This is a genomic window from Streptomyces sp. NBC_01497 (assembly GCF_036250695.1).
Lineage (GTDB): Bacteria > Actinomycetota > Actinomycetes > Streptomycetales > Streptomycetaceae > Streptomyces.
Map to the genome: position 1 here is coordinate 5,595,553 of NZ_CP109427.1, position 26,235 is coordinate 5,621,787.

The 26,235-nt window shown below is 73.9% G+C and carries 18 protein-coding genes and 1 pseudogene; 9 read left to right on the forward strand and 10 right to left on the reverse strand.

The genetic code is table 11. The features are described from left to right. Positions 1 to 2: 2 nt before the first annotated feature. Both OG310_RS23530 and OG310_RS23535 read right to left on the reverse strand, forming a co-directional pair. Entirely contained in the window at positions 3 to 1,346 is a 1,344-nt protein-coding gene (locus OG310_RS23530; protein WP_329457854.1) for an ABC transporter substrate-binding protein, read from the reverse strand. 151 nt (positions 1,347 to 1,497) lie between these two features. Then, positions 1,498 to 2,634: an ROK family transcriptional regulator gene (locus OG310_RS23535; protein ID WP_329460335.1), complete on the reverse strand. Its 1,137-nt coding sequence runs from the start codon at positions 2,632 to 2,634 to the stop codon at positions 1,498 to 1,500. 393 nt (positions 2,635 to 3,027) lie between these two features. Between OG310_RS23535 and OG310_RS23540 the strand changes: the two genes are divergently transcribed. Beyond that, complete coding sequence (locus OG310_RS23540; protein WP_329457855.1) at positions 3,028 to 3,933, forward strand: helix-turn-helix transcriptional regulator; 906 nt, start codon at positions 3,028 to 3,030, stop codon at positions 3,931 to 3,933. 144 nt (positions 3,934 to 4,077) lie between these two features. Next, a pseudogene (locus OG310_RS23545) lies at positions 4,078 to 4,842 on the forward strand (NADPH-dependent F420 reductase); the annotation flags it as partial. A gap of 169 nt (positions 4,843 to 5,011) precedes the next feature. Here OG310_RS23545 and OG310_RS23550 read toward each other — a convergent pair. Continuing rightward, on the reverse strand, positions 5,012 to 6,085 hold the full coding sequence (locus OG310_RS23550) for a mechanosensitive ion channel family protein (RefSeq protein ID WP_443078717.1): 1,074 nt from the start codon (positions 6,083 to 6,085) through the stop codon (positions 5,012 to 5,014). A 240-nt stretch (positions 6,086 to 6,325) separates the two neighbouring features. On the opposite strand from OG310_RS23550, the gene OG310_RS23555 reads away from it, so the two are divergent. Beyond that, a complete protein-coding gene (locus tag OG310_RS23555) occupies positions 6,326 to 6,862 on the forward strand; it encodes an HNH endonuclease (RefSeq protein WP_329457856.1) in 537 nt (178 codons plus the stop codon). A 133-nt stretch (positions 6,863 to 6,995) separates the two neighbouring features. On the opposite strand, the gene OG310_RS23560 is transcribed toward OG310_RS23555, so the two are convergent. Next, positions 6,996 to 10,070 (reverse strand): beta-N-acetylglucosaminidase domain-containing protein, encoded by a 3,075-nt coding sequence (locus OG310_RS23560; protein WP_329457857.1) that lies wholly within the window; start codon positions 10,068 to 10,070, stop codon positions 6,996 to 6,998. 402 nt (positions 10,071 to 10,472) lie between these two features. Between OG310_RS23560 and OG310_RS23565 the strand changes: the two genes are divergently transcribed. From OG310_RS23565 to OG310_RS23575, 3 genes are read left to right on the forward strand one after another with little or no spacing between them, the layout of a single operon-like run. Then, complete coding sequence (locus OG310_RS23565) at positions 10,473 to 10,676, forward strand: hypothetical protein (RefSeq protein WP_443078888.1); 204 nt, start codon at positions 10,473 to 10,475, stop codon at positions 10,674 to 10,676. Further along, positions 10,677 to 12,809 (forward strand): 4-alpha-glucanotransferase, encoded by a 2,133-nt coding sequence (malQ, locus tag OG310_RS23570; protein ID WP_329457858.1) that lies wholly within the window; start codon positions 10,677 to 10,679, stop codon positions 12,807 to 12,809. Between the two features lie 20 nt (positions 12,810 to 12,829). Beyond that, the gene (locus tag OG310_RS23575; RefSeq protein ID WP_329457859.1) at positions 12,830 to 13,108 is read left to right on the forward strand and encodes a hypothetical protein; all 279 of its coding nucleotides are present in this window, start codon (positions 12,830 to 12,832) and stop codon (positions 13,106 to 13,108) included. A 370-nt stretch (positions 13,109 to 13,478) separates the two neighbouring features. Here the strand turns inward: OG310_RS23575 and pepN are convergent, their stop codons facing one another. Then, positions 13,479 to 16,061: an aminopeptidase N gene (gene pepN / locus OG310_RS23580; RefSeq protein ID WP_329457860.1), complete on the reverse strand. Its 2,583-nt coding sequence runs from the start codon at positions 16,059 to 16,061 to the stop codon at positions 13,479 to 13,481. Between the two features lie 116 nt (positions 16,062 to 16,177). On the opposite strand from pepN, the gene OG310_RS23585 reads away from it, so the two are divergent. Continuing rightward, entirely contained in the window at positions 16,178 to 16,681 is a 504-nt protein-coding gene (locus OG310_RS23585) for a DUF1203 domain-containing protein (RefSeq protein WP_329457861.1), read from the forward strand. Between the two features lie 91 nt (positions 16,682 to 16,772). On the opposite strand, the gene OG310_RS23590 is transcribed toward OG310_RS23585, so the two are convergent. The 3 genes from OG310_RS23590 to OG310_RS23600 all read right to left on the reverse strand — a co-directional run bounded on the left by OG310_RS23590 (position 16,773) and on the right by OG310_RS23600 (position 22,471). Continuing rightward, the gene (locus tag OG310_RS23590) at positions 16,773 to 17,810 is read right to left on the reverse strand and encodes an aspartate-semialdehyde dehydrogenase (RefSeq protein WP_329457862.1); all 1,038 of its coding nucleotides are present in this window, start codon (positions 17,808 to 17,810) and stop codon (positions 16,773 to 16,775) included. Positions 17,811 to 17,979: 169 nt separating this feature from the next. Continuing rightward, a complete protein-coding gene (locus tag OG310_RS23595; RefSeq protein ID WP_329457863.1) occupies positions 17,980 to 18,987 on the reverse strand; it encodes an alpha/beta fold hydrolase in 1,008 nt (335 codons plus the stop codon). A 169-nt stretch (positions 18,988 to 19,156) separates the two neighbouring features. Continuing rightward, the gene (locus OG310_RS23600) at positions 19,157 to 22,471 is read right to left on the reverse strand and encodes a S8 family serine peptidase (RefSeq protein WP_443078718.1); all 3,315 of its coding nucleotides are present in this window, start codon (positions 22,469 to 22,471) and stop codon (positions 19,157 to 19,159) included. Positions 22,472 to 22,921: 450 nt separating this feature from the next. On the opposite strand from OG310_RS23600, the gene OG310_RS23605 reads away from it, so the two are divergent. Beyond that, on the forward strand, positions 22,922 to 23,713 hold the full coding sequence (locus OG310_RS23605) for a putative protein N(5)-glutamine methyltransferase (RefSeq protein WP_329457865.1): 792 nt from the start codon (positions 22,922 to 22,924) through the stop codon (positions 23,711 to 23,713). Here OG310_RS23605 and OG310_RS23610 read toward each other — a convergent pair. Further along, positions 23,682 to 24,086: a PPOX class F420-dependent oxidoreductase gene (locus OG310_RS23610; protein ID WP_329457866.1), complete on the reverse strand. Its 405-nt coding sequence runs from the start codon at positions 24,084 to 24,086 to the stop codon at positions 23,682 to 23,684. The two genes, OG310_RS23605 and OG310_RS23610, sit on opposite strands and share 32 nt — an antisense overlap. An 85-nt stretch (positions 24,087 to 24,171) precedes the next feature. After that, entirely contained in the window at positions 24,172 to 25,062 is an 891-nt protein-coding gene (locus OG310_RS23615) for a LysR substrate-binding domain-containing protein (protein ID WP_329457867.1), read from the reverse strand. Positions 25,063 to 25,176: 114 nt separating this feature from the next. Here OG310_RS23615 and OG310_RS23620 point away from each other — a divergent pair, with 114 nt between their 5' ends. Next, positions 25,177 to 26,193 carry a hydroxyacid dehydrogenase gene (locus OG310_RS23620; protein WP_329457868.1) on the forward strand — a complete coding sequence of 339 codons (1,017 nt, stop codon included), beginning with the start codon at positions 25,177 to 25,179 and terminating at the stop codon, positions 26,191 to 26,193. The last annotated feature ends 42 nt before the right edge of the window (positions 26,194 to 26,235 follow it).

Sequence of the window (26,235 nt, forward strand, 5' to 3'; positions counted from 1 at the left end):
CCTCAGCTCTCCGACTGGAGGTCGTCGGCGTCGATCTGTTTGTCGAGGGCCTTCAGGCCCGCGTGGAGGTTCTTCACGCTGCCCTCCTCCTCGGAGTACGCGAAGTCCTGGAAGGAGGTGATGTACATGCCGCCGTTCTCCGACGGGGGGATCGCGGAGCTGTACTTGTTCTGCGCGATCTTGATGAACGCCCGGAAGTTGGGGTCGGGCGTCAGCTTCGGCGAGGCGAGCGCGGCGTTCGTGGAGGGCACGTTGTGGATCGCGTTGGCGAAGTCCACCACCTGGTCCGTGTTGGTCGTCAGGAACTTGACCAGCTCCCAGGCCGCGTTCTGGTGCGTGCTGCTGTGCGCGATGCCGGTGACGGTGCCGGTCAGGTAGCCGCGGCCGTACGTGTCGGCCTGGTCGTCCGGGACCGGCAGCGGCGCGACGGCCCAGTGGAACTTGGCACCGGCGTCCTTCAGCATCAGGCCGCGCCACTCGCCGTCCATGTGCATCGCCAGCTTGCCCTGGAGGAAGGCGTTGCCGTCCGAGTACTCGTCACCGAAGCCGGCGCGCAGGTTCTCCAGCTTCTGGTGTCCGCCCTCGGCCGCCGAGATGTCGTTCATGGACGTGAAGAACTTGGTGACCGCGGGGTCGTCGGCGAGCTGCGCCTTGCCCTGCTTGTCGAAATAGGTGGGGCCCCACTGCGCCAGCATGCGGTCCGGGCTGTTCTGGTACAGACGGAAGTTGGGCATGAACCCGGCGCGGGTGATCGAGCCGTTCTTGGCGTGCTTCGTCAGCTTGACCGCGTCGGCCTGGAACTCGGACATGGTCTTCGGCGGGGTGGCGATGCCGGCCGCCTTGAAGTCGTCCTTGTTGTAGTAGAGCCCGTACGCGTCGGCCAGCAGCGGCAGCGCGCACTGGTCGCCCTTGTACTGGGTGTAGTCGAGCAGGGTCTTCGGGAAGACCTTGCTCTTGTCGATCCCGTCCTTCTGCAGGAACGGGTCGAGGTCGGCCCACATACCGGACGAGCAGTACTGGCCGACGTTGTTCGTGGTGAAGGACGTCACCACGTCCGGGGTGTCGGAACCACCGGCGCGCAGCGCCTGGTTGATGGTGTCGTCCGAGACGTTGCCGGTGGACTGCACCTTGATGTTCGGGTGCAGCTTCTCGAAGCGGGCGATGCTGGCGTTGATCGCCTTGACCTCGTTGCTGTCCGACCAGCCGTGCCAGAACTTCAGCGTGACCGGTTTGGTCGGATCGTCATGGGCGCTGCCGGTGCTCGGATTGGCACATCCGGCGAGCAGCAGTGCCGCGGCGGCGCCGAATGCCACGGGCACGCAGGAGCGTATACGCCAACCTGCCATGTCGGACTTCCTTTGCGAGGAGGGAACGGACGGGGAAGGGACAATATGGATTAATCGGTACAAAACACAGCTGTGGGGGTAGGGGAGACCACACCGACGACCCGTGGTGGGGAGGCCGGGCGGTGGAAGGGAGCGCGGAGGCCGGTCCGGCCTACCGCGCGGTATCGAAGCGGCTCGTGTCGAAGACCGCGTCCCTGGCCTGCGTGAGCGCGGTGCGCAGCGCCCCCGTCAGGATCGGATCGCCGTCGATGTCACTGATCCGCAGCAGGGGCCTCGGCAGTGCGAGCCCGGTGAGTTCGGCGTCCACCGCCTCACGCAGCGCTTCGCCGCCCGCCTGGGCCACGGAGCCCGAGAGCACCACGAGTTCCGGATCGACCACCGCGACCACCGCGGCGATCCCGGTGGCGAGGCGTTCGGCGACGGTCCTGCGTACGGCCTCGTCCGCCAGCGCCTCGTCCAGTGGGGCGCCGCCGGCGAGCGCCCGGACGGCGACCGCGGAGACCTGGCTCTGGAAACCGCCGCCCGCGTCGTCGCCCGCCCACGCGGCGGAGCCGCCGCGGGCCAGCGGGGCGCCGGGCAGGGGCATGTAGCCGATCTCGCCCGCGCCGCCGGTCGCGCCGCGCAGCAGCGTGCCGCCGAGCACGATCGCGGCGCCGACGCCCCGGTCGAGCCAGGTCAGCACGTAGTCGTCGAAGTCCTGGGCGGCGCCCTCGTACTGTTCGGCGAGCGCCGCGAGGTTCACGTCGTTCTCGATGACGACGGGGGTGCCGAGTACCTCGGCGAGGTCGGCGAGCAGCGTGCGGGAGTGCCAGCCGGGCAGGTGCGGCGCGTACCGCAGTTCGCCGCTGGAGCGGTCGATCGCGCCGGGCGTGCCGATGACCGCGCAGTGCAGGTCGCCGTGGCCGACCCCGGCCTCGGCGAGCGCGCCGTCCACGGCCTCGGCGACGAGTTGGGCCGTGCGGCCCCGGACGTCCGCGGCGACGGCGTCCGCCTCGACCCGGCAGGTGCCCACCACCGCGCCGGTGATGTCGGCGATCTGGGCGCTGATGCCGGTGTGGCCGACGGCGAGCGCGGCGACGTACGAGGCCGTCGGCTCGATCTCGTACAGCGCCGCGTTGGGTCCTGGGCGGCCGCTCACCCTGCCGGTGGCGCGGACCAGGCCCGCGGCCTCCAGGCGGTTGAGCAACTGGGACGCGGTGGGCTTGGACAGCCCGGTCAGTTCACCGATCCTGGTCCTGGTCAGCGGGCCGTGTGCGATGAGCAGATCGAGCGCCGCCCGGTCGTTCATCGCCCGCAGCACTCTGGGGGTGCCCGGTGAAGGTGTCGTCGTGCTCACGCCCGGACCTGTTTCCTCGACTGATGAATCACCGATCACTGTTAGGAAGGTTTCCTAATCGGTTGCGAGGAACGTATGACCCGCGTAAGGGCGGCGTCAATACCCCAAACCGCCGGTTTTCCGCAGGCAACCAAAGCGTTACGTGGGCGGGTACGGAAGAACGGACGGAAGGGGGGCAGCCACCTCCGGCCATGGGCGTGGTCCTGGACGGCCGCCACGGATGGCCCCAGGGGGCGGCCCCCGGGAGGCCGTCGAGGACCGGCTCGCGCGTCCCTCGCCCGCCTGGGTCCAGCTGGGTCACTCTCCGCCCGGCCCGCGGCCGTGCCGGCGGCACACAATGGGCTGATGGATCAGAACACGGAGCTGCGGGACTTCCTCCGCTCGCGCCGGGGCCGGCTGAGCCCCGAGGCGGCGGGCCTGGCGCCAGGAGGAGGCGCCCGCAGGGTGCCTGGGCTGCGCCGGGAGGAGGTGGCGCACCTGGCCGGGATGAGCACCGACTACTACACCCGCCTGGAACAGGGCCGTCACCCGCACGTCTCCGGGGGCGTGCTGGACGCGGTGGCGCGCGCCCTGCGCATGGACGACGTGGAACGCGACTACCTGTTCGAGCTCGTCCGGGCACGCATCGCGCGCCCTGCCCGGAGCCCTGGCACGGTGACGCGGCGGGTGCGGCCGGAAGTGCATCAGATGCTGGACGTCCTGGGCGACGTCGCACCGGCGGTGGTCATCAACCACCGTCAGGACGTGCTGGCCTCCAACCGCCTGGCCCGAGCCCTGATCACGGACTTCGAGGTGCTGGCCGGCCGGCAGCGCAACCTCGCCCGGCTGGTCCTGCTCGACCCGGCCGTCCGCGCACTGTTCGTGGACTGGGAGGAGATGGCGGAGATCACCGTGGCAGTCCTGCGACTGGCGTCCGGCCGTCACCCCGACGACGCCCTGCTCAACGAGCTGATCGGCGAAGTGATGGCCAAGGTGCCGAAGGCGGGGACCTGGTGGGCGAGCCACCGGATCTCCCAGTGCGTGCACGCGACGACCCCGCTCCACCACCCTGTGGTCGGTCCGCTCACCCTGCGCTTCGAGACGCTGTCGTTCCCCGCCGATCCCGACCACACCCTGGGCCTGTTCACGGCGGAACCCGGCTCCCCTTCCGCGCAGGCCCTTTCCCTGCTGGCCAGTTGGACCGCGCCCGAGATCCGTGCGGACCCGGAGGTACCGGGCCGCACCGGTCCCGGCGAACCGCACCGCACCTGAGGTCCCTGTGACCCGCGGCCCGCGCGGCCCGCGGGTCGGACGGCCCGGCCCGTTCGAACCTGGTTCCAGCTGGGCCAGGCCGGGGGCCGCAAGGCGGCGGCCGGGGCGTGAGGGTGGAGAAGTGCCCGCGCCGCGCTCGAAGGATCGTGGAGCGCCGGGCGCGATCCCTCCACCCGTCGATGCGAAGGAAACCGTATGAGCACCATCGGTCTGATCGGCAGCGGCCTGATCGGTTCCACCGTCGCCCGCCTGGCTGTGGCAGCCGGCCATGACGTCGTCCTCAGCAACCGGCGCGGCCCCGACACCCTGAAGGACCTCGTGGCGGACCTGGGCCCGCGCGCCCGCGCCGCCACTCCCGCCGAAGCCGCCGAGGCCGGCGACCTGGTCGTGGTGACGGTCCCGCTGCACGCCTACACCAGCGTCCCGGCTGCTCCGCTGGGCGGGAAGACCGTGATCGACACCGACAACTACTACCCGGACCGGGACGAGCACATCGCCGCGCTGGACGACGAGTCCACCACGACCAGCGAACTCCTCCAGGACCACCTGCACGGGTCCCACGTGGTCAAGGCGTTCAACAACATCACCCACGCCCACCTGGCCGCCCTCGCCCGCCGGGCCGGCGCCCCCGACCGCTCCACGCTCGCGATCGCCGGTGACGACGCGGACGCCAAGCGGCAGGTCGTCGCCTTCCTCGGCTCGATCGGCTACGACACCCTGGACGCCGGGCCGCTCGCCGAGGGCTGGCGCTTCCAGCGCGACACCCCGGCCTACTGCGTGCCGTACTTCGGCGCGGGCTACACCACGGCGGACGCCCTCCGGGGCGCCGACGTCGGCCCGGGACAGCAGGTGACGGCCGAGACGCTGCGCCGCCGGCTGGCCGAGGCGCGCCGCTACCGCGACATGTGACATGTGAGCCGCACACGGGCCCCGGCCGCGACACCGTCACGCGGCCGGCGGCCTACGCGGCTGGTACCTCCAGGCGACCGGGCCGTCACGCGGGCGGGGCTGTCACGGGGCCGGGACCTTCACGCGGCCGGGGCTGTCGGTGGCCGGGGCCCGGTGTCGCGGCCGGGGGCTACTTGTTGACGTTCGGCTGGGCGGACGGCAGCGGCGACGCCTCAGTCGACTGCGGGGATGTCGGGCTGGCCAGCGCGGACGGCGGGGCGACCCCGGCCGAGGGGTCGGCCACGTCCTCCGCCACGAGGGGCAGCGCACCGCCCACGAGGGGGATGCCCGCCTCGTCGAACGCCTGCTTGATCCGCCAGCGCAGCTCCCGCTCCACCCGCAGCGACTGGCCGGGCATCGTCTTCGCGGACAGCCGGATCGTCATCGAGTCCAACTGCACGGAATCGAGGCCCAGGACCTCCACGGGGCCCCAGAGGCGCTCGTTCCACGGGTCCTCCTTGGCCAGCTGCTCCGTGGTGGCGAGAATGACCGACCGCACCCGGTCCAGATCCTCGGTGGGCCGCACCGTCACATCGACACCGGCGGTCGCCCAGCCCTGGCTGAGGTTCCCTATCCGCTTGACCTCGCCGTTGCGCACGTACCAGATCTCGCCGCCCTCGCCGCGCAGCTTCGTCACCCGCAGCCCGACCTCGATGACCTCGCCGGACGCGACCCCCGCGTCGATCGTGTCGCCCACGCCGTACTGGTCCTCCAGGATCATGAACACACCGGAGAGGAAGTCCGTGACCAGGTTGCGCGCGCCGAATCCCAGTGCGACGCCGGCCACCCCGGCCGAGGCGAGCAGGGGCGCCAGATTGATGTTCAGCGCCCCCAGCACCATCAGCGCGGCCGTGCCGAGGATCAGGAACGACGTCACCGAGCGCAGCACGGAACCGATCGCCTCGGAGCGCTGTCTGCGCCGCTCCGCGTTGACCAGCAGGCCGCCGAGCGCGGTGCCCTCCACCGCCTGCACACTGCGGTTCATCCGGGCGATCAGCCGGGTCAGGGCCTTGCGCAGCAACTGCCGCAGCACCAGCGCGATCAGCGTGATCAGGATGATGCGCAGCCCGACGCTCAGCCAGGTGGACCAGTTCTGCCCGACCCAGCTCGCCGCGTCGTTCGCCCGCTCCGTGGCCTCGCCGAGGCTGTCGGGCGCGGGGTTCGGGGCGGCGAGCGGCACGCCCGCCGGCAGGGACCAGGACACGACGGAAAACCTCCAGATGGCGCCGGGCGGCGGATCCTCCACACTAACGGCCCACCGGCGGCGTCCCGGTGTCCCCGTGGAGGGGAGAGACCTGTTTCACGTGGGAAGAAATGGGCTGTGGTCGAAAACACCCTGAGCCTGTTACCCGGTCGTGGTGGCGTTTCGACCAGGCATGAGGAGAGACTGAGAGCAGATCGTCCCGGCGCCAGCCACGCGCCGCCGGCGTAATAGGAGGCATCCGTGCCGCATGTCCTGGTCCTCAACGCGTCGTACGAGCCGCTCGGCGTCGTACCGCTCCGCCGCGCGCTCGTCCTCGTCCTGGAGAACAAGGCGATCTCCCTGGAGGACACCGGCGCCTTCCTGCACAGCGCGACACGGGTCGTGTCCGCGCCCAGTGTGATCCGGCTCAAGCGCTTCGTGCGGGTCCCCTACCGGGGGCCCGTACCGCTCACCCGCCGCGCCCTGTTCGCCCGCGACGGCGGCCGCTGCATGTACTGCGGGGGCGTCGCGACCAGCGTCGACCACGTGGTGCCGCGCAGCAGGGGGGGACAGCACGCGTGGGAGAACGTGGTGGCCGCCTGCCGCCACTGCAACCACATCAAGGCCGACCGGCACCTGCGCGAACTGGGCTGGCGGCTCCATCAGCAACCCGCGCCGCCTTCGGGTCTCGCGTGGCGCATCATCGGCACCGGCCACCGGGACCCGCGCTGGATGCCGTACTTGCAGCCGTACGGCGCGGAGGACGCGGTGGCCCGGATCGACGGCGTTTCAGCCTGAGTCCGGGCCATCGGTGTGTCCGGCCCGTGCCCGCACGGCACCCGCCGGACGCGTCCGCGGCATGCCCCGGGCCGGGCCCGCGGTGGTCCGCCGGGCCGCGGGCCCGGCGCGCCCGCATGCCCGGGCCGTCCCGCTACGGTCGCGCGGTTCCTGCCGGGGGCGCGGCGGTACCCGGGGCGTCCGGGTCCTCCGGGGCGTCCGCACCGGCCCCGTACACCTCGACCGAGAACAGCGAGTACCCGTACGCCGTCGCCCGCTCCTCGCCCCGCACCCGGACGTAGCGGGTGTCCGCCGCGTCCAGGCCGATCACCTCGCGCCCGCCGGACCCGTCGCGCACCGTCGCGGCCGCTCTCCAGCGGCGGCCGTCCGCCGAGGTCTGCACGCGGTAGCGCGAGGCGTACGCGTCCTGCCAGGTCAGCACGACCTGCCCGACCCGGGCCGGCCGGGCGAGCCGCACCTGCCACCACGCGTCGTCCGAGGGCGGTGAGGACCAGCGGGTGACCGGGTCGCCGTCGTTCGCCGCCGACGCGGGGAAGGCGTCCGTCTCGTCTCCCGACGACGACGCGAGCGTCCCCGGCCCCCGTGCGAGATCCGGCCCCGACACCTGCGGCGACACGCGCACCGCCAGGGTCCGCGTCGCGCCCCCGAACGCCAGAGGCACCGCGTACGTACCGCTCGGCGCGCCCGCCGCGGCGGAGACCCGCACCGGCACCGTCGCGGCCCGGCCGCGCGGCACCGTCGTCTCCCCGGGCACCCGTACGGTGATCCCGGCCGGTGCCTCGGCCGTCAGTGAGCCCCGCACGGCGCCGGGGCGCAACCCGGTCAGCCGGGCCGGGACCGTCGCCCCGCCGCCGCCCGAGCGGACGTCCGCGGCGCCCCGCCCGAGCGTGAGCGCCGCCTTCGGGCCGTCCGCGAACCACGGCACCACCCGGTGCACCAGCGGCGTCGAGGCCATGGCGCCCGGTCCGCCCCCCTTCGCGGCGGGGCCCGCGCCGGGCCAGGACACCCGCAGGGACTCCGCGTGCAGCCCGCGCCCGGGCAGCCGGGTCCAGCCCGATGCCGACACCGGTCCGAGCGGGCGCCAGCCGCCGGGCACGTACGCCTCGACGGCCGCGCCCGCGCCCGTGCCCGGTTCCGTCATCACGGTGACCGAGTCCAGCGGACGCGAGCGCTTGAGATCCACCGTCCAGCCCTCGGACGTGGACACCGGGTCCTGTCCGGCCGAGCGGTTCGCCCCGGTCCAGCCCGCTGCGGCCTTCACCACCCGCTCCAGGAACGCGTCCGGCACACCCCCTCCCACCCGCGCGGACGAGGCGGCGCGCGCCGCCGCCCGGCGCGCGGGCCCGAGGGCCAGCGAGGCCCGCCAGGCCGCCGCGCCGTCGCCGTGGGCCTGCGCCTGGAGCATGTCGACGGCGAGTACGCCGGCCCTGCCGTACCGGGCGAGCTGGTCCACCCAGGGCCGTGCCTCGCTCTCCAGCGCGCCGCCCGCCGTCCGCGCCAGGGCGGCGGGGGCGTCCGCCATCACCGCGAAGGCCGCCCTCAGGCGCGCCGCGGCACTGTCGCGTGCCGCCGTGTCCGTCCCCGCCCCCGACGCCCAGAAGCGGCCCATGAGCGGCTTCAGGTACGCCGACTCGGCCGGGTCGAGGATCGACGCGGCGTCGTTCCCCGCGAGCGCGCCCAGGGCGGCCCCGGCCCGCGCGTCGCCGCCCGCGAGGTCGTCGACGGCGGCCCGCCAGGAGCGGTCGGGGTCGTACCCGCGCGGGTTCCACGCGAAGTCGGCGGCGGTGAACAGCGCGAGACGGGACGCCGCCGCCTGCGGCATCGCGTTCGCCAGCACCCCCGCGGACCCGGTCGCGACGGCCGCGTCGCGGCCCCGGTAGGGACCGAGGAAGAGGCGTTCGCCCCGGTAGTCGTTGACCGGGTAGTTGTCGGTGGTCACGACGGGCCGCCCGCCGAACGCGGCGCGCGCGGCCGCCAGTTCCCGGCCGGTGATCGTGCGCGGTACGACCCCGACCCCGGTCCACGCAACCTGCACCGAGGGCGCGAGCGCCCGGGTGAGCGCGCTCCGGTACCTCGTCGCACCGCTCTGGTAGTACTCGGTCGGCATGACCCCGAGCGGGGGCGCTCCCGGATGGCGCCGGGCCAGGTGTGCCGCCAGCGCGTCGGCGACCCCGGCCTGTGCGCGGGCCGCGGCGCGCGGGCCCGAGCCGTACAGGTGCGCGTCCTCGTCACAGTGCCACTCGCTGTAGCTGACGTCCTGGAACTGGAGCTGGAACGCCCGCACGCCGAGCGCCCACATCGCGTCGGTCTTGCGCAGCAGCGCCCGGACATCGCCGTCGGACGACAGGCACATGGCCTGCGCGGGCGCCACGGCCCAGGCCAGGGTGACGTGGTCGGCCGCAGCGCGGGCCGCGAGCTGCCGGAAGTCCGCACGCCGGGCCGCCGGGTACGGCTCGCGCCACCGCGCCCGCCGGTACGGGTCGTCGCCGGGCGCGTACAGGTAGCGGTTCTGCTTGGTGCGGCCCATGAAGTCGAGCTGTGCGAGCCGGTCCGCCCGGCTCCACGGCCGCCCGTAGAACCCCTCCTCGGTGCCGCGCACGGGGGAGGCCGGCCAGTCCCGCACGTTCACGGCGGCGAGCGAGGGCCCGTCCGGGCCGCGCACGACGAGCTGCCGGAAGGTCTGGGCGGCGTGGAAGAGGCCGTCGCTGCCCGTCCCTTCGAGGGCGACGGTGGCCCGCCCCGCGACCCGGCCGGCCACGAGGCGGTATCCCCCGGACGGCAGGGGGGCGCTTCGAGGTGCGTGCAGGGCGCGCAGTGCGTCCCGCGCGCCGGTACCGCCGACCAGGACCACGGTCCCCGCCGCACCCGCGGTGACCGGGCGGCGCGCCCGGACGACCGGGACGCCCGCCGTCGTCAGCGCGTCCCGCACCGCGCCGACCGCGTACGGGTCGGCGCCCGCACCGGCCACGACCCGGACCCCGGCCCGGAGCGGCAGCGCACGTCCCGCCGCCCGGATCGACCGGGGGCGCGGCCACACCGCGGGGGCGGCTGCGGCGCCTGCGCCCGGGGACGCGGCGGGCGCCGGGCCGCGGGGCCCGCCAGGGGCCCCGCCCGGCACCGCGAGGGCGCCCTGGCCGGTGCAGAGCAGTCCGCCGAGCACCGCGGCCGCGACGGCGGCGGCGGTGCGCCTGCGGTGTACGAACCGCATGTCTGCTCCCCTCGTCGCCCGGTGCGCGACCGGCTGCGCCACCTGCCGCGCGCCTGGTGCGCGGCCCGCCGTGCGGCCCGCTGACGGTCCGTCGGGCAGGCCGGGCCCCGAGCCCACCACCGGCGGGTGGGCGTGTCAACGAGCCCGGCCCTGGTGTCGTAATTGCCCGCTGTGGTAGATAAAGGTCCCCACTCCGGCTCATCCCCCGACCCGCTCGCGTCGCGGTGCCGTCCGTGACTCCCCGCACGTTCACCACCCGTGCACGTCTGCGGCCGCGCGCGCTGGGTAGGCCTGACGGGGTCCGGATCCCACACCTCCTGGAGGCACCCCGTGGCCGTCGTCGTCCGCAAATCCGCCAAACAGTCCACCAAGTCCGCGGGTCAGCCCTCCAAACGGCGGGCACTGTGCGCGCCCGCCATCCCGGCACAGGCGTGGGCAGTGCCCGCCTCCGCACCGGCCTCCTTCGCCGCGCCCCTCACCAGCGAACCGCCCCTCGGCGACGCCGCCCCCCTGACGAGCGAGCCGCCGCTCTCCGACACGGCCCCCCTGACCAGCGAACCGACCGCGCCGGGCCCGGCCGTCGGCACGGAGCCCTCAGGAGTCTGAATGGGCCTCGCCCGCCTCGCCGAGCTGTACGGCGTCGCCACGGCGTACGCACCCTCCCCCACCGAGGAGGTCCGTGTCCCGGACGCCACGGTGGTGGCGGTGCTCGCCGCGCTCGGCGTCGACGCCTCCACCCCGGCCGCGGTCCGCGCGGCCACCGAGGCCGCCGAGCGGGAGGCCGCCGCCCGCCTGCTTCCGCCTACGGTGGTGCGCTGGGCGGACGAGCCCCGGCCGGCGTGGGAGGCGGCGCTGCCCTCCGGCACCCGCCTCACCCTCGCCCTGGAGGACGGCGGCGCGCGGCAGCTGACCGTCCCGGACGGCGGGGGGTCCGCTGACCTGCCGCTCGGGGTGCACCGCCTGACGGCCCTCGCGCCCGACGGGCGCACCGCCGCCGCGACACTCGTCGTCGCCCCGCCGCGGGCCCCGCAACCCGGCGCACGCACGTACGGATTCCTCGTCCAGCTCTACTCGCTCCTCTCCTCCCGCTCCTGGGGCATGGGCGACCTCGGGGACCTCGCGGAACTGGCCTCCTGGGCCGGCCGCAGCCTCGGCGCCGGCTTCGTCCAGATCAACCCCCTGCACGCGGCCGTGCCCGGCCGCCCCACCGACCCCTCCCCGTACCGCCCGTCCTCCCGCCGCTTCCCCGACCCCGTGCACCTGCGGATCGAGGACGTGCCCGAGTACGCGTACGTCACCGGGCCCGACCGGGCCCGCCTCGACGCCCTGATCCCGCGCGCCGCCGCACTGCGCGCGGCCGTCCTCGACGAGGGCGCGCTCATCGACCGCGACGCCGTCTGGGAACTCAAGCGGGAGGCGCTGGAGATCCTGTGCGCCGAGGACCTCGGACCCGGCCGGCAGGCCGAGTACGGCGACTTCCTCGCGGACCGGGGCGATGCCCTGGACGACCACGCGACCTGGTGCGCGCTCGCCGAGGTCCACGGCACCTCCCGCGCCGAGTGGCCCGAGCCGCTGCGCGACCCGCGCTCCCCGCAGACCGCCGCCGCCCGCGACCGATTGGCCGCGCGGGTCGAGTTCCACCGCCGCGCCGCCTGGCTCACCGACGAGCAGCTCGGCCGGGCGAGCCGTGCCGCACGCGACGCCGGTATGGGCGTCGGCATCGTCCACGACCTCGCCGTCGGCGTGCATCCCGACGGCGCCGACACCTGGGCGCAGCGGGACGTGTTCGCCGAGGGCATCTCGGTGGGCGCGCCGCCCGACGCGTTCAACTCCCTGGGCCAGGACTGGGGGCTGCCGCCGTGGCGTCCCGACGCGCTCGCCGCGAGCGGGTACGCGGCCTACCGGGGTCTCCTGCGCGGCCTGCTGCGGCACGCGGGCGCACTGCGGATCGACCATGTCATGGGCCTGTTCCGGCTCTGGTGGATCCCGGAGGCGACAGGCGGCGGCAGTGACCCCACACGCGGCACCTACGTGCGCTACGACGCCGACGCCATGCTCGCCGTCCTCGTCCTGGAGGCGCGTCGCGCGGGCGCGGTGGTGGTGGGGGAGGACCTCGGCACCGTCGAGCCGGGGGTGCGCGAGGAACTGGCGCGGCGCGGCATCCTCGGCACCTCCGTGCTGTGGTTCGAACGTCACTGGGACGAGGAGGGGCAGCCGCCGCTGGAGCCCGGCGAGTGGCGCTCCGGCTGCGTGGCCACGGCCACCACCCACGACCTGCCCGCAACGGCCGCCCGGCTCACCGGCGAGCACGTCGCCCTGCGCCACCGGCTCGGGCTGCTCTCCCGCCCGCTCGCCGAGGAGCAGGCCGAGGACCGTGCCGAGGTCGGGGCCTGGCTGCGCGAACTGACCCGTCTCGGCCTGCTGCGGGACACCGCCGCCGGTGGTCCCGGCGACGGTGACGAGGAGGAGGAGATCCGCGCCGTCCACCGCTTCCTGCTGAGCACGCCCGCCCGGATGGTGGGCATCTGGCTGCCCGACGCGGTCGGTGACCGCCGTCCGCAGAACCTCCCGGGCACCTGGGACCAGTACCCGAACTGGCGGCTGCCCGTGGCGGACGCGGCGGGCCGGCCGATGACGCTGGAGCAACTGGCCGCGTCACCGCGTCTGCGTCGCCTGATGGAGGGAGTCCTGCCCCTCGGTCCGGCGCGTACAGCACCCCCGGCCGCGCACTCGGCCTAGGCGTTCGCTACGTTTGCACCGTGGACAAGAAGAACGCTCTGCGCGCCGGCGCCGTCGCGGCCGGTACGACGCTGATGATGCTGCTGATGTCGTCCCCGGCGCTGGCCCTCACCCGGGACGACGGCGACGACCCGGGATCCGGTCTGAGTGTGATCCAGACGGTCGGCCTGTTCGTGCTGATCCCCCTGGCGCTGTTCGCGGTCATCGCGGGCCTCGTCATGGTCCTGGACAAGTCCCGCAAGGCCGGCGGTCCGACCGCGGTCGTGAAGCCCAAGAAGAAGGTCAAGGCGAGCGTCTGACGCTCCCACCGGCCCCGCGTAGCGCGAACGCCGGGGCGCCGTCCGTGCCCAGAGCCGGACGGCGCTCCGGCGTTTTCGCGTGCGGACATGCGGGGCGTGTGCGCGATGCGGGAGATTCCGGGGCGGGCCTTGGGTCGCGGCGGGAGGTGACCCTTGTGATCCCCGTGTTCCCCGTGACCTGAGGGCGCGACAGGCGCGAGGCCCCTGGTCCCGGCCCCTGGTCCCGGCCCCTGGTCCCGGTCCCTCGTCCCGGTCCCTCGTCCCGGCATCCTCGTACGACCGGCCCCACCGGAGATGTCCGGTGGGGCCGGTCGCGTCCGGTCGTGCCTGCGGCGGGCGCGCCGCCTGCGTACAGGCGTACGGGGAGGTGTTACGCCCTGGCCGCGGCCTCGTCGGCGGCGCGGGCCCGCAGGGCGCGCTCGACACCCGAGCGGGATTCCGTGATCAGGCGGCGCAGCGCCGCGTTCGGGCCGGCCGCCGCCAGCCAGGCGTCGGTCGCGGCGAGGGTCTCCTCACCGACCTGGAGCGACGGGTACAGGCCGATCGCGACCTGCTGCGCCATCTCGTGCGAACGGGAGCCCCAGACGTCCCCGACCGCCGCGAAGTACTTCTCCGCGTACGGGGCCAGCAGCTCCCGCTGGTCGGTCTGGACGAAGCCCGCGATCACGGCCTCCTGCACCGCGTTGGGCAGCTTGTCGTCCTCGACCACCGATTCCCACGCCTCGGCCTTCGCCTGTGCCGTCGGGCGGGCGGAGCGGGCGGCGGCCGCGTGGCGCTCGCCCGCGGCCGTGCGGTCACGCTCGTACTCCGCGGCGATCTCCTCCTCGTCGAAGTCGCCGGTCGCCGCGAGCCGCGCCACGAACGCCCAGCGCAGTTCCGTGTCGACCGCGAGGCCCTCGATGCTCTCCCGGCCGTCCAGCAGGCCCTGGAGCAGGTGCAGCTGCTGCGGTGTGCGGGCCGTCGCGGCGAACGCCCGCGCCCACGCCAGCTGGTGGTCGCTGCCGGGCTCGGCGGCCCGCAGGTGCGCCAGGGTCGCGTCCGTCCACTGCGACAGGCCCGCCTCGCGCCAGGCCGGCGCCGCGTACTGGTCGAGGGCGAGCTTCGCCTGCCGGTGCAGCGTCTGCACGACACCGATGTCGCTCTCCTTGGAGATCCCCGACAGCACCAGCGTCAGGTAGTCGCGCGTCGCCAGTTCGCCGTCGCGCGTCATGTCCCACGCCGAGGCCCAGGACAGCGCGCGCGGCAGCGACTCGGCGAAGTCGCCGAGGTGTTCCGTGACGGTCCGCAGCGACTCCTCGTCGAGGCGCACCTTCGCGTACGAGAGGTCGTCGTCGTTGAGCAGGATCACCGCGGGCCGTGCCGTGCCGGCCGGGAGCGGGACCTCGGTGAGCTCACCGTCGACGTCCAGTTCGATGCGCTCGCCGCGCACGAGCTTGCCCGCGTCGTCGAAGTCGTAGAACCCGATCGCGATCCGGTGCGGGCGCAGCACCGGGGTGCCCTTGGCGCCCTCCGGCAGGGCCGGGGCCTCCTGCCGCACCGCGAGGGACGTCAGCACGCCGGCGTCGTCCGTCTCGATCTCGGGACGCAGGATGTTGATGCCCGCGGTCTCCAGCCACGCCGTGGACCAGGTCTTCAGGTCGCGTCCCGAGGTCTGCTCCAGCGCGCCCAGCAGGTCCGTCAGGCGGGTGTTGCCGAAGGCGTGCTCCTTGAAGTACGCCTGCACGCCCCGGAAGAACTCGTCCTCGCCGACGTACGCGACGAGCTGCTTGAGCACGGACGCGCCCTTCGCGTACGTGATGCCGTCGAAGTTGACGAGCACGTCGTCCAGGTCGCGGATGTCCGCCATGATCGGGTGGGTGGAGGGCAGCTGGTCCTGCCGGTACGCCCAGGTCTTCATCGAGTTGGCGAAGCTCGTCCAGGACTGCGGCCAGCGCGAACCGGGCGCCGCGGCCTGGCAGGCGATGGAGGTGAACGTGGCGAACGACTCGTTCAGCCAGAGGTCGTTCCACCACTCCATGGTGACCAGGTCGCCGAACCACATGTGCGCCAGCTCGTGCAGGATGGTCTCCGCGCGGCCCTCGTACGCGGCGTCCGTCACCTTGGAGCGGAAGACGTACTGGTCGCGGATGGTCACCGCGCCGGCGTTCTCCATCGCGCCCGCGTTGAACTCCGGCACGAACAGCTGGTCGTACTTGGCGAACGGGTAGTCGTGGTCGAACTTCTCCTGGAACCAGTCGAAGCCCTGCCGCGTGACGTCGAAGATCGCGTCCGCGTCGAGGAACTCGGCCAGCGACGGGCGGCAGTAGACGGCGAGCGGGACGGTCCGTCCGTCCTTCTCGTACGTGCTGTGGACGCTGTGGTACGGGCCGGCGATGAGCGCCGTGATGTACGACGAGATCCGGGGCGTCGCCTCGAAGCCGCGCACGCCCTGGGCGTCCGCCTCCGGGGTGGGGGAGTTCGACACGACGGTCCAGCCGGCCGGCGCCTTCACGGTGAAGCGGAACGTGGCCTTGAGGTCGGGCTGCTCGAACACCGCGAACACCCGGCGCGAGTCGGCGACCTCGAACTGCGTGTACAGATAGGCCTGCTCGTCGACCGGGTCGACGAAGCGGTGCAGTCCCTCGCCCGTGTTCGTGTACGCGCAGTCCGCGACGACCCGCAGCTCGTTGCTGCCCGCCCGCAGGCCGGGCAGCGCGATCCGGGAGTCCTTGAACACCGCGTCGACGTCGAGCGCCGTGCCGTTGAGCACCACCGAGCCCACCCCCGGCGCGACCAGGTCGATGAAGGTGTCGGCGTCGGCCTCCGCGCTGTCGAAGCGCACCGTCGTGACCGAGGCGAAGGTGCCGCCCCCGGCCTGCGCGCCACTGAGGTCGAGGTCGATCTCGTAACTGTCCACGCGGAGCAGCCGAGCCCGCTGCTGCGCCTCGTCGCGGGTCAGGTTCGTACCAGGCACCGGGTCATCTCCTCGTTGTGTGTCGCTTCTCCGACCGCCATCCTTCCACGCGGGCCCCGCACCACGACGTCGTATATCCGCCGGTAGCGCCGTCGGGGCCCGGCCAGCATCGGGGTATGACCCAGCACACACCGCGGCCCATCGAGCCGGCCGCCCTGAAGGAACTCCGCGTCACCGACGACGCCGGGGCCCCCGTCGCCCCCTTCACCGACGACGAGGGCGGCGCGCCGCTGCGCTGCTGCCTGCGCGGCAGCGGCCCCGGCGAGCGCATCGCCCTGGTCACTTACGCCCCGCTGCGCCGCTGGGCGGCGGCGACGGGCGCCACCCCCGGCGCCTACGACGAGCAGGGACCGGTCTTCATCCACCCCGGCGACTGCGGCGGGCCGGCCACCGGCCAGGACGCCCGCTACCCGTTCGCCCGCCCCGGCGCGCTGCGCACGCTGCGCCGCTACGACACCCGGGGGCGCATCGACGGCGGCCGGCTGCTGGAGATCCCGGCAGACGCCGACAGCGGCTTCGACGCGGCCCTCGACGAGGCGTTCGCCGACCCGGAGGTGGCCCTGGTGCACGTCCGGGCGGTGGAGTACGGCTGCTTCCAGTTCGAGGTCCGCCGCCCCTGAGGCCCCCCGGGCGCGACCCCGCGACGTGCGAGGGCCGGGGACGCGCAGTGCGTCCCCGGCCCTCGCACGCACCGGTGTGCGGTGCCGGACGTCATGCCGCGCGCAGCTCCGCCGCGACCAGCTCCGCGATCTGCACCGCGTTGAGCGCGGCGCCCTTGCGCAGGTTGTCGTTGGACACGAACAGCGCGAGCCCCCGGCCGCCGTCCACCGTCTCGTCCACGCGGATACGGCCCACGAACGCCGGGTCCTTGCCCGCGGCCTGCAGCGGGGTGGGGATCTCCGAGATCTCGACGCCCGGCGCGTCCGCCAGCAGCTCGTACGCGCGCTCCACGCCAAGCGGCCGCTCGAAGCGCAGGTTCACCTGGAGCGAGTGGCCCGTGAAGACGGGGACCCGGACGCAGGTGCCGGAGACCTTCAGCTCCGGGATCTGCAGGATCTTGCGGGACTCGTGGCGGAGCTTTTGCTCCTCGTCGGTCTCGTACGAGCCGTCGTCCACCAGGTTGCCCGCCAGCGGCAGTACGTTGAACGCGATCGGCCGCTTGTACACGGACGGCTCGGGGAAGTCGACGGCCCCGCCGTCGTGCGTGAGGCCGTCGGCCTCCGCGACGACCTTCTGCACCTGGTTGTGCAGCTCCGCCACGCCCTTGAGGCCGGAGCCCGAGACGGCCTGGTACGTCGTGGCGACGAGCGCGGTCAGACCCGCGGCCGCGTGCAGCGGCTTCAGCACCGGCATCGCGGCCATCGTGGTGCAGTTCGGATTGGCGATGATGCCCTTCGGCCGGTCGGCGACGGCGTGCGGGTTGACCTCGCTGACCACCAGCGGCACCTCGGGGTCACGGCGCCACGCGGACGAGTTGTCGATCACGACCGCGCCCTGCCCCGCGACCTTCTCCGCGAGGGCCTTGGAGGTGGCGCCGCCCGCCGAGAAGAGCACGATGTCGAGACCCGCGTAGTCCGCCGTCGCCGCGTCCTCGACCGTGATCTGCTCGCCCCGCCATTCGAGCGTGGTGCCCGCCGAGCGGGCCGACGCGAACAGGCGCAGCCCCGTCAGGGGGAAGTCGCGCTCCGCGAGGATCCTGCGCATGACCGTGCCGACCTGACCGGTGGCTCCGACGATTCCGACCTTCACGGGGACTCCTTGGCGGTGACGTGTGGACGTGGGCTCGCTCCGTGCGTACGGACGGCGCTGTGCGTACCCGACGGTGCTCTCCTGTGCCTGCCCCATCATGCGGGCGCTGCACGTGACGTTGTCCACCCCATTGTCCGCCACGACGCAGGTGGGGGCGGTGTCCGGCGCTTCACACCGCCGGATCGGGCGATTCTCGCGGACTCAGGGACCCCAGGAACGCCAGCAGCTCCGCCGTCACCTCGGCGGGCCGCTCCTGCTGCGCCCAGTGCCCGCAGCCCGTCAGGATCACCGGCTCCCGCATCCCCGGGTGCCGGCCGGGCAGGCTCGCCACGTACGCGGCGCTGCCCGGGCCGGACAGGACGGTGTCCCGGTCGCCCGCGACGAAGAGGGCGGGCATCCGCAGCCGGGCGCCGTCGAACGCGGCGAGCGCGGGCCAGTCGGTGTCCAGGTTCCGGTACCAGTTCAGGGCGCCGGTGAAGCCGCCCGTCTCCGGGGCGAACTGCTCCGCGAACACGTCGAGGTCCGCCGCGGACAGCCAGGACGGCAGGACGTCCCGGCCGCCGAGGGCGTCCGGCAGCCCATCACCGTCCGGCACCAGCAGCGGCTGCGGGGGGTCGTTCGCGGGGTTCTCGCCGCTCAGTCCGTCGAACGCCAGGCGCAGGCTCCGCCGCACGTCCCGGGCCATCTCCGCGTCGGCCACGCCCGGCTTCTCGATGTGGTTCATGTAGAACCGGCCCGCGTGCAGGGCCCGGTACGCCTCCAGGGGCGGACGCTGCCCGCGCGGACGCGGCGGCACGCTCAGTCCCGCCACCGCCCGGACCAGGTCGGGACGCATGGCCGCGAGCTGCCACGCGACGATCGCTCCCCAGTCGTGGCCGACGACGACGGCGTTCTCGGCGCCGGCGTCCGCGATCAGCGCGACGACGTCGCCGACGAGCCGGAGGACCGAGTAGGCCTCGACCGGCTCCGGGTGCGAGCTGTGCCCGTAGCCGCGCTGGTCGGGCGCGATCACCCGGTATCCGGCGGCGGCGAGCGGCTCCAGCTGGTGGCGCCAGGAGTACGCGCTCTCCGGGAAGCCGTGCAGCAGCACCACGAGCGGCCCCTCGCCGGCCTCGGTGACCCGCAGCCGGACCCCGTGCGGACCGCTCCCGCCGCACTCCACGAACCGCTCTCGCATGCCTGCCTCCGTCTCGCCCGGCGGACCGGCGCTCCGGCGTCGCCGCGACCGTGGGGCGCCCGACGCTACGGCGGCGCGCCCGGCCCGCGCTACGGCGCCCCCGGCCCTTCCTGGAGGAACAGGAGGAAGGAACCGGGGGCGCCGTCGTGTGCCGGGCGGTGTGCCGCCGTTACGGGGTGACGTGGGCGATGGTCACGTTGCCCGTGCCCGCCGGGGTCCCGTTCGCGTTCAGCAGCCGCACCTCACCGAAGAACTGCCGGCCTGCCGGTGCCGGGGCCGCGACCTCGACCGACGCGCCGAGCGTCGCCGACGCGCCGTTCCCGAGGCGCACGTGCTGCGTCGCGTCGACGGTCGTCGAGCCGAGCGCGGACGAGTAGTACACGTCCCGGTAGTCGTAGGCCGTCGACCCGGCCGGGACCGCGAAGCCGTCCACGAGGATCGTGTACGTGCCCGGCGCCGGGTCCGGGATCGACACCGACTCGTCCGAGTCGCCGTCCGCGGACTGCGCGACGGTCACTCCGTCCTTCAGTACGGTCAGGTCGAGGTCGGCGCCCGGGTCGGCCGGGTTCCCGATCGCCACGTCGAGGCGCTCGGCCCCCTGCGGCACGTCGACCGTCGTCGTGCGCTGCTCGCCCTGCGCGATCGTCGGCCGGTCCGTCTTCGCCGAGCCGAGCGGGCCGCCCGCCAGCTTCCCCTCGACGGGCGCGAAGTCGTTCTTCACCGTCCACTCGACGGGCTCCGGTGTGCCGGCCTTCGCCTCGGGGAGGGTGATGACGGCCGGGTCGAACGCGGCGCCGAGCACCGTCGCGTGCAGCCGGTAGGGGTTGTCGAGCAGCGGGGAGGTGCGCCGCGCCTCGACCTCGATCTCCCAGACCCCGGGCAGCGGCGCGTCGTACGACCGCACGTCGGGGCGGCAGGGGTTCGCCGGATTCGGGTAGTTGGGGTAGCAGAACCCGGTGGTCGAGTCGTCCACCGGCACGCCGTACGGGTGGATGGTGATGAACCGGGTCTGGCTGCCCTTGGCGAGCCCGTCCATGGACACTTCGAGGGTCTTCGCGCCCTGTGGCACCGTCACGAAGTAGGAGGTCGTGCTGTTGCGCTGCGCGGTGCCGGACGCCGTGAACGCGTAAGAGGGCTTCGGGAACGCCTTCGCGACCACGACCGTCACCATGATCTGCTTGTCGACGCCGCCCGTCGCCCGGTCGTCGACCTGCAGGAGCGCGCTGTGCGCTCCCGCCGTGCGCGGCTTCGCCCGCACGGTCAGCGTCACCGGCTGGTTCAGCGGCAGCCGCACCCTCTCGCCGCCCGCCAGTGTGAACGTCCCGTCGTCGTACTTCCAGCTCAGCCGGTGCTCCAGCGCGCCCTTCGGCCCGGTCGTACGGGTCACGGTCACGTCGTACGTACGGCTCCCGCCGACCGTGAGGCCGCCCTCGCGGTCGTAGACGCCGGGGCCGCGGCCGGGCGTGGCGAGCGCGCCGGAGAGGACCGTGTCCACCGGCGCCTCGACCGTGTACGCGTGCGCGTCGACGCCCCGCTCGATGGTCTTCCACGCGCCGGCCGCGTCGATCAGGCCCGCGCCCTGCTCGTGTGCCGCGACCCCGTCGATGCCTTTGGCGCTGCTGGTCAGCGCGGTACGCAGCCGGTCCGGGGTGAGCGTGATGTGCTTCTGCCGCGCCGCCGAGAGCAGCAGCGCGCCGACGCCCGTGGTCTGCGGTGCCGCCATCGAGGTGCCCTGGAGCATCGCGTAGCCGGGCGGCAGGGAGTACCCGGCCTCGGCGACGGGCGCGCCCGCCTCCCAGGTGGGGATGGAGTTGATGGCCGCGCCCGGCGCCGTCACGGTCGGGGTCAGGCCGCCGTCCTCGCGGGGACCGCGCGCGGAGAAGGGCATCATCTGGTTCTTCCGCGTGACACCGGATCCGTAGTCGGCGGCCCAGGTGTCCTTGGAGACGGACGCGCCGACGGAGATGGCCTTGTCGGCGGTGGCGGGGTCGCTGATGGTGTTCGTACCGGGGCCGTCGTTGCCCGCGGAGATCACCAGTTGCACGCCGTAGGTGTCGATGAGGCGCGTGTACAGCTCGTCGCGGGCGTTGTTGGAGTCGTTCAGCGGCGGCAGACCGCCGATGGAGAGGTTCACGATGTCGACGCCGCGGTTCGCCACGAGGTCGATCATGCCCTCGGTCAGCGCGATGTTGGTGCAGCCGCCGCTCCAGGTGCAGGCGCGGGAGGAGACGAGTTTCGCACCGGGCGCGGCGCCGTCCATCTTCCCGCCGAACAGCCCGTTGGCGGCGGTGATCCCCGCGACGTGCGTGCCGTGTTCGGCCTCGACCACGCCGATGTTGACGTAGTCGGAGGTGTCACCCGCCGCGTCGTAGGTGACGTCCTTGCGGATCTCGACGACGAACGGGATGCGCTCGGCGATCGCGGTGCGCGGGTCGTCCTTGCCGAAGTAGCCGATCTGGAAGCCGTCCTTGTAGGGCTTCATCGCGGTGTCGTCGGTGAAGTCACCGTCGTTGTCGAGGTCGACGCGCACGGTGCCCTTCGCCGGGTCGTACAGCACACCCCAGGTGTCCGTGGTGTCGCCGTCGCGGTTCAGGTCGCCGTTCATGTCGCCGCCGATGGTGGCGGACTCGGCGAACGTGTTGAACGCGTACGACCCGGCCGGCGCCTTCCAGGTCCGGCCGTCGGCCGTGAACACCCGCCCGGCGACGGGGGTGTTCATCCGGCGCCAGGTGTTGTCGCCGTCGGTCACGGGGTCGGTGGCGGTGACCCAGTCGACGATCTTGCGCTCGCCGGTGGTGGTCGTCCGCAGCGCCGGGTGCCCGAGGTCCACACCGGAGTCGAGGATGCCGATGGTGACACCGCGGCCGTCGGCCCCGGGGTGCTGCCTGACGAAGTCGGCCGCGCCGGTCTCGCCGTTCGGGTTGTACGGGTTCTTCGCCGGGGTGTGCGCGTCGGGCGCGGGCCGCAGCGCGACCCCGTTCTTCCCGCCGGAGACCGTCGCCGCGGTGCCGCCGCCGGTCTCGGGCGCGGGGTCGTCCAGCTTGATCTCCTTCTTGAGATCGATGCCGTGGACGGACGGCAGCCGGGAGGCGGCACTGATGGCGGCGGCGGCCTCGGAGGTCGGCACCGTGGCCCGCACATAGCCGAGCGCGTCGTAGGTCTTGCCGACCAACGCGCCTTTTACCTTGTGGAGTTGACCGGATACCTGCTCGGTGGCGCCGGGCGCGGTGGCGACCATCATCGTGACGGTCTTCTCGTGGTCCGCGCGGGCGGTGGCGAGCAGGCCGGCGTCGGCGGCGCCGAGCTTGTCCGCGGTCGTGGCGGGCGTGTTCCCCGGCGCCCGCCCGGTGGAGGCGGCGAACGCGGGAACGGCACCGGAGGCGATCAGCGCGGCCGCGAGTCCCGCGGCGGCCGTGATCCGGGCCAGGCGCCGTGGGCGCTCCGGTCCGGATATGGATCTCTCGTGGGCGGAGCTCATCGACATCCTTCGGTTGGGGAAGGGATCGTCCGGGTGAGACACCGGATGGCCGCTCAGCTTTGCCCAATGACCGGGTCTTTGTGGAGTCTTGACCGGACGTAGATCCTCACTTGGCGGAGATCCGCCACCGGACGTGGCGCGCCACGCGGGCCCCTGAACGGTCGCAGGTGGGCGCCCCGGACGCCGGGCCCGCGCCGCCCGGGGATCCGGGACGCCGGGCACACGTGGGCGGAGGTACGGGTGCGGGCATGTCCGCGCGTCCGGGGGACCGGGAGTGCCGGCGGCCGGGCCGGCGGCCGGCTGTGGGGGCCGTGGTAGCGTTCGGTCCCCGCGCCGCCAGGAGGTGAGTCCCGTGACGACCGTCAGCGCCCCGTTCCCTCCCGGACTCGCCCGCGCCCGCTGAACCTCCGCGGACCCGGACCGTCCGGACCCTTCCGGAAGGTCGAGACACCACCGATGTCCCTCGTCACCACCCTGCGTGCCGCCGGCTGCGTGTTCGCCGAGGAAGAGGCCGCGCTCATCCTCGCCACCGCCTCCGGGCCGGCCGAGGCCGCCCGGATGGCCACCCGCCGCGCCGCCGGTGAGCCCCTCGAACACGTCCTGGGCTGGGCCGGGTTCCTCGGCCTGCGGATCGCCGTCGGACCCGGCGTCTTCGTGCCCCGCCGCCGTACGGAGTTCCTCGCGGGCCTGGCCCTGCTGCTGATGCCGCCCGGCGCGAGGGCGGTCGACCTGTGCTGCGGCGCCGGCGCGCTCGGCGCCGTGCTCGCCCGCCACGGCGCGGGCGAGGTGCACGCGGCCGACCTCGACCCGGCCGCCGTCGACTGCGCGCGCCGCAACCTCGAACCGCTCGGCGCCCACGTCCACAGGGGCGACCTGTTCGCGGCCCTGCCGGCTTCTCTGCGCGGCCGGGTCGACGTGCTCGTCGCCAACGTCCCCTACGTACCGACCGGCGAGGTCCCGCTGCTGCCCACCGAGGCCCGGGAGCACGAACCGCTGCTGTCCCTCGACGGCGGCGACGACGGGCTCGGCGTCCTGCGGCGCGTGGCCGGGGACGCGGCCTCCTGGCTCGCCCCCGGCGGGGTGCTGCTCAGCGAGACCAGCGAGCGCCAGGCCCCCGCCGCACTCGCCGCGTTCGCCGGGGCCGGGCTCGAAGCGCGGCTCGCCGAGGACGACGACCTCGGCGCCACGGTCGTGCTGGGCACCCGGCCCGGCGGCGTCAGAGCGTGTCGACGATCTTCCGCGGGGTGATCCGGACGGCCACGGCCCCGCTCGTGCTCGCGCCGGGCGAGAACTGCGCGTAGGGCTTGCCCTCGTACGCGACGGACAGCCGGTCGAGGAGTTCGGGCCCGTCCTGCTCCGAGAGGGTGACGGTGCCGCGCACCTCCGCGTACGTGTACGGCGCGGCCGCCGGCTGCAGCAGCACCGAGATCCGGGGGTCGCGGCCCAGGTCGACCGCCTTGCGCGAGCCGGCTCCGGTCGCGAACACGAGATCGTCGCCGTCCCGGCCCATCCACACCACGGCGAGGTGCGGGCTGCCGTCGGGCAGCAGCGTCGAGACCATCGCGAACGTCTTCCCGCCGTCGACGAGCTGCTTCAGTTTCTCCGAGAGCTGCGCTGACATGCCGTGTCCCTTCCGTCGCCCGCCACGGCTGCGCCGTCACGGTGAGTGATCGATCGGTCGCGAGTCTAAGCGCGGGCCGCGGCTCTCACCCGGCGGGCAGGCCCTCGCGCGTCAGCGCGTCGACCACCCGGCGCAGTGCCGGGTTGGGGTTGTCCGGACTCCAGCAGGCGTGCAGGGTCACCGAGTGCGCGTCGGCCGCCGCCAGCTCCCGGTAGCGGACTCCGCGCACCCCCATCGCCATGACGGACCGGGGGATCAGGGCGCATCCCCTCCCGGCCCTGACCAGGGCGAGCATCGTCGGCACCTGCGAGGTCAGCTGGCTGACGGCGTACCGGTCCACACCGATCATGGCCGCGCAGATGTCGTGCAGGTACCGGGACCCCTCGGGGCTGTAGCCGATGTAGTCGTCGCTGGCGTCCGCGAGCACCACCGGTTCGGCGCCGCCCGCCAGCGGATGCCCGTCGGGAACGGCGAGGACGAGATCCTCCGAGTGGACGCGCACCGACGCGTACATGTCGGGGATCGGCGGCCGGACGAGGCCGAGGTCGATGCGCAGGTCCGACAGGGCCGCGAACTGGTCGGGGCTGACCAGCTCGGTCAGCTCCACGGAGACCTCCGGGAGGTGCCGGGCGGTGAAGTCGAGGACGTCCGCGAGCACCGCGTACGCGCCGATCGCGGTGAAGGCCAGCCGCAGGGTGCCCGTACGCCCCTCGGCGGCTCTGCGCACGGCGGCCGGGGCGGACTCCAGCAGGGCGAGCACCCGGCGGCAGTGGTCGAGGAACACCTCGCCGCCCGGGGTGAGCCGTGCGCCCCGCCCGGTCCTCTCGAAGAGCGGGACACCCAACGACTTCTCCAGCGCCTGGACTTGGCGGGTCAGAGGCGGCTGGGTCATGGTGAGCCGGATCGCCGCACGGCCGAAGTGGCCTTCCTCCGCGACCGCGACGAAGCCCCGGAGCTGCTGCAGGGATATCTCCATACCGGCACGGTATCGGGCGATGCGAAATCGGGCTTGGACGCGCATAACCGGGGCTGGCTACCGTCGGGACGAGTCACCGCGCAAGCGGCGTACGCACCCGTCGAAGGAGCCAGGTTGTCGAAACTCGCCGTCGCCATGACCCCCGAGCGCGCCGCCGACGTGTGCGGCCCCGACGCCCGCCGCCTGATCGAAGAACACTTCGACGTGACCTGGGCCGAGCAGGAGATGTCCGCGCGGGAACGCGCCGCGGGAGAGCTGACCTGGGACGTGGTGGCCCGCCTCGCGGCCGGCCGTGACGTCCTCCTCACCAGCTGGGGCACCCCCCATCTCGACTCCTCCCTGTGGGCGGACGGCGGCGGGCCGCGCGTCGTCGCCCACGCCGCGGGCACCGTGAAGAAACTCCTCGACCGGGAGGTGCTGGACCGGGGCGTCACGGTGTTCTCCGCCGCGGGCCGGATCGCCTGGTCCGTCGGCGAGTACTGCCTCGCCTCGATGCTCACCCTCGCCCGGCGGCTGCCCCGCCTCGACGCCGCGCTGCGCACAGGCGGCTGGAAAGCGCCCGCGCTGCGCGGCCACGAACTCGCCGGCGCTCGCGTGGGCCTGCTCGGCGCCAGCTCCACGGCACGCGCCCTGATCACCCTGCTGAAGCCGTTCCGGTGCGACGTCGTCGTCTACGACCCGTACCTCGGCGCGGAGCGGGCCGCCGCGCTCGGCGTGCGCACCGCGCCGCTCGCCGAGGTGCTGCGCAGCCCGTTCGTCTCCCTGCACGTACCGAACCTGCCGGAGACCGAGGGTCTGGTGGACCGGGGCCTGATCGAGTCGATCCCGGACGGCGCCGTTGTCGTCAACTCCGCCCGCGGGCCCGCCGTCGACCAGGCCGCCCTGCTCGAACACGCCCTGGCGGGGCGGCTCCTCGCCGCCCTCGACGTGTACGACCCGGAACCGCCCCGGTTCGGCGCGGACGTGCTCGGCTGCCCGAACCTCCTGCTGACCCCACACATCGCGGGGGACACCGCGGAGGGGCACCTCGCTCTCGCCGGATACGTCCTCGGCTCCGTCGTCGGCTGGCTCGACACGGGGGAGCTGGGCCCGGGCCACGTGGACCCCGGGGCCTGGCCGACAGCCGCCTGAGCCACCGCCCGACCACCCCCGCGTGAAAGGAACCACCCAAGC

Bases quoted from the DNA above. Each gene is read 5' to 3' on its own strand.
- OG310_RS23540 (WP_329457855.1), top strand. From the start codon at position 3,028: ATGGATCAGAACACGGAGCTGCGGGACTTCCTCCGCTCGCGCCGGGGC.
- OG310_RS23610 (WP_329457866.1), bottom strand. From the start codon at position 24,086: ATGTCAGCGCAGCTCTCGGAGAAACTGAAGCAGCTCGTCGACGGCGGG.
- OG310_RS23585 (WP_329457861.1), top strand. From the start codon at position 16,178: ATGACCCAGCACACACCGCGGCCCATCGAGCCGGCCGCCCTGAAGGAA.
- OG310_RS23615 (WP_329457867.1), bottom strand. From the start codon at position 25,062: ATGGAGATATCCCTGCAGCAGCTCCGGGGCTTCGTCGCGGTCGCGGAG.
- OG310_RS23600 (WP_443078718.1), bottom strand. From the start codon at position 22,471: ATGTCGATGAGCTCCGCCCACGAGAGATCCATATCCGGACCGGAGCGC.
- OG310_RS23560 (WP_329457857.1), bottom strand. From the start codon at position 10,070: ATGCGGTTCGTACACCGCAGGCGCACCGCCGCCGCCGTCGCGGCCGCG.
- OG310_RS23595 (WP_329457863.1), bottom strand. From the start codon at position 18,987: ATGCGAGAGCGGTTCGTGGAGTGCGGCGGGAGCGGTCCGCACGGGGTC.
- malQ (WP_329457858.1), top strand. From the start codon at position 10,677: ATGGGCCTCGCCCGCCTCGCCGAGCTGTACGGCGTCGCCACGGCGTAC.
- OG310_RS23530 (WP_329457854.1), bottom strand. From the start codon at position 1,346: ATGGCAGGTTGGCGTATACGCTCCTGCGTGCCCGTGGCATTCGGCGCC.
- OG310_RS23605 (WP_329457865.1), top strand. From the start codon at position 22,922: ATGTCCCTCGTCACCACCCTGCGTGCCGCCGGCTGCGTGTTCGCCGAG.
- OG310_RS23535 (WP_329460335.1), bottom strand. From the start codon at position 2,634: ATGAACGACCGGGCGGCGCTCGATCTGCTCATCGCACACGGCCCGCTG.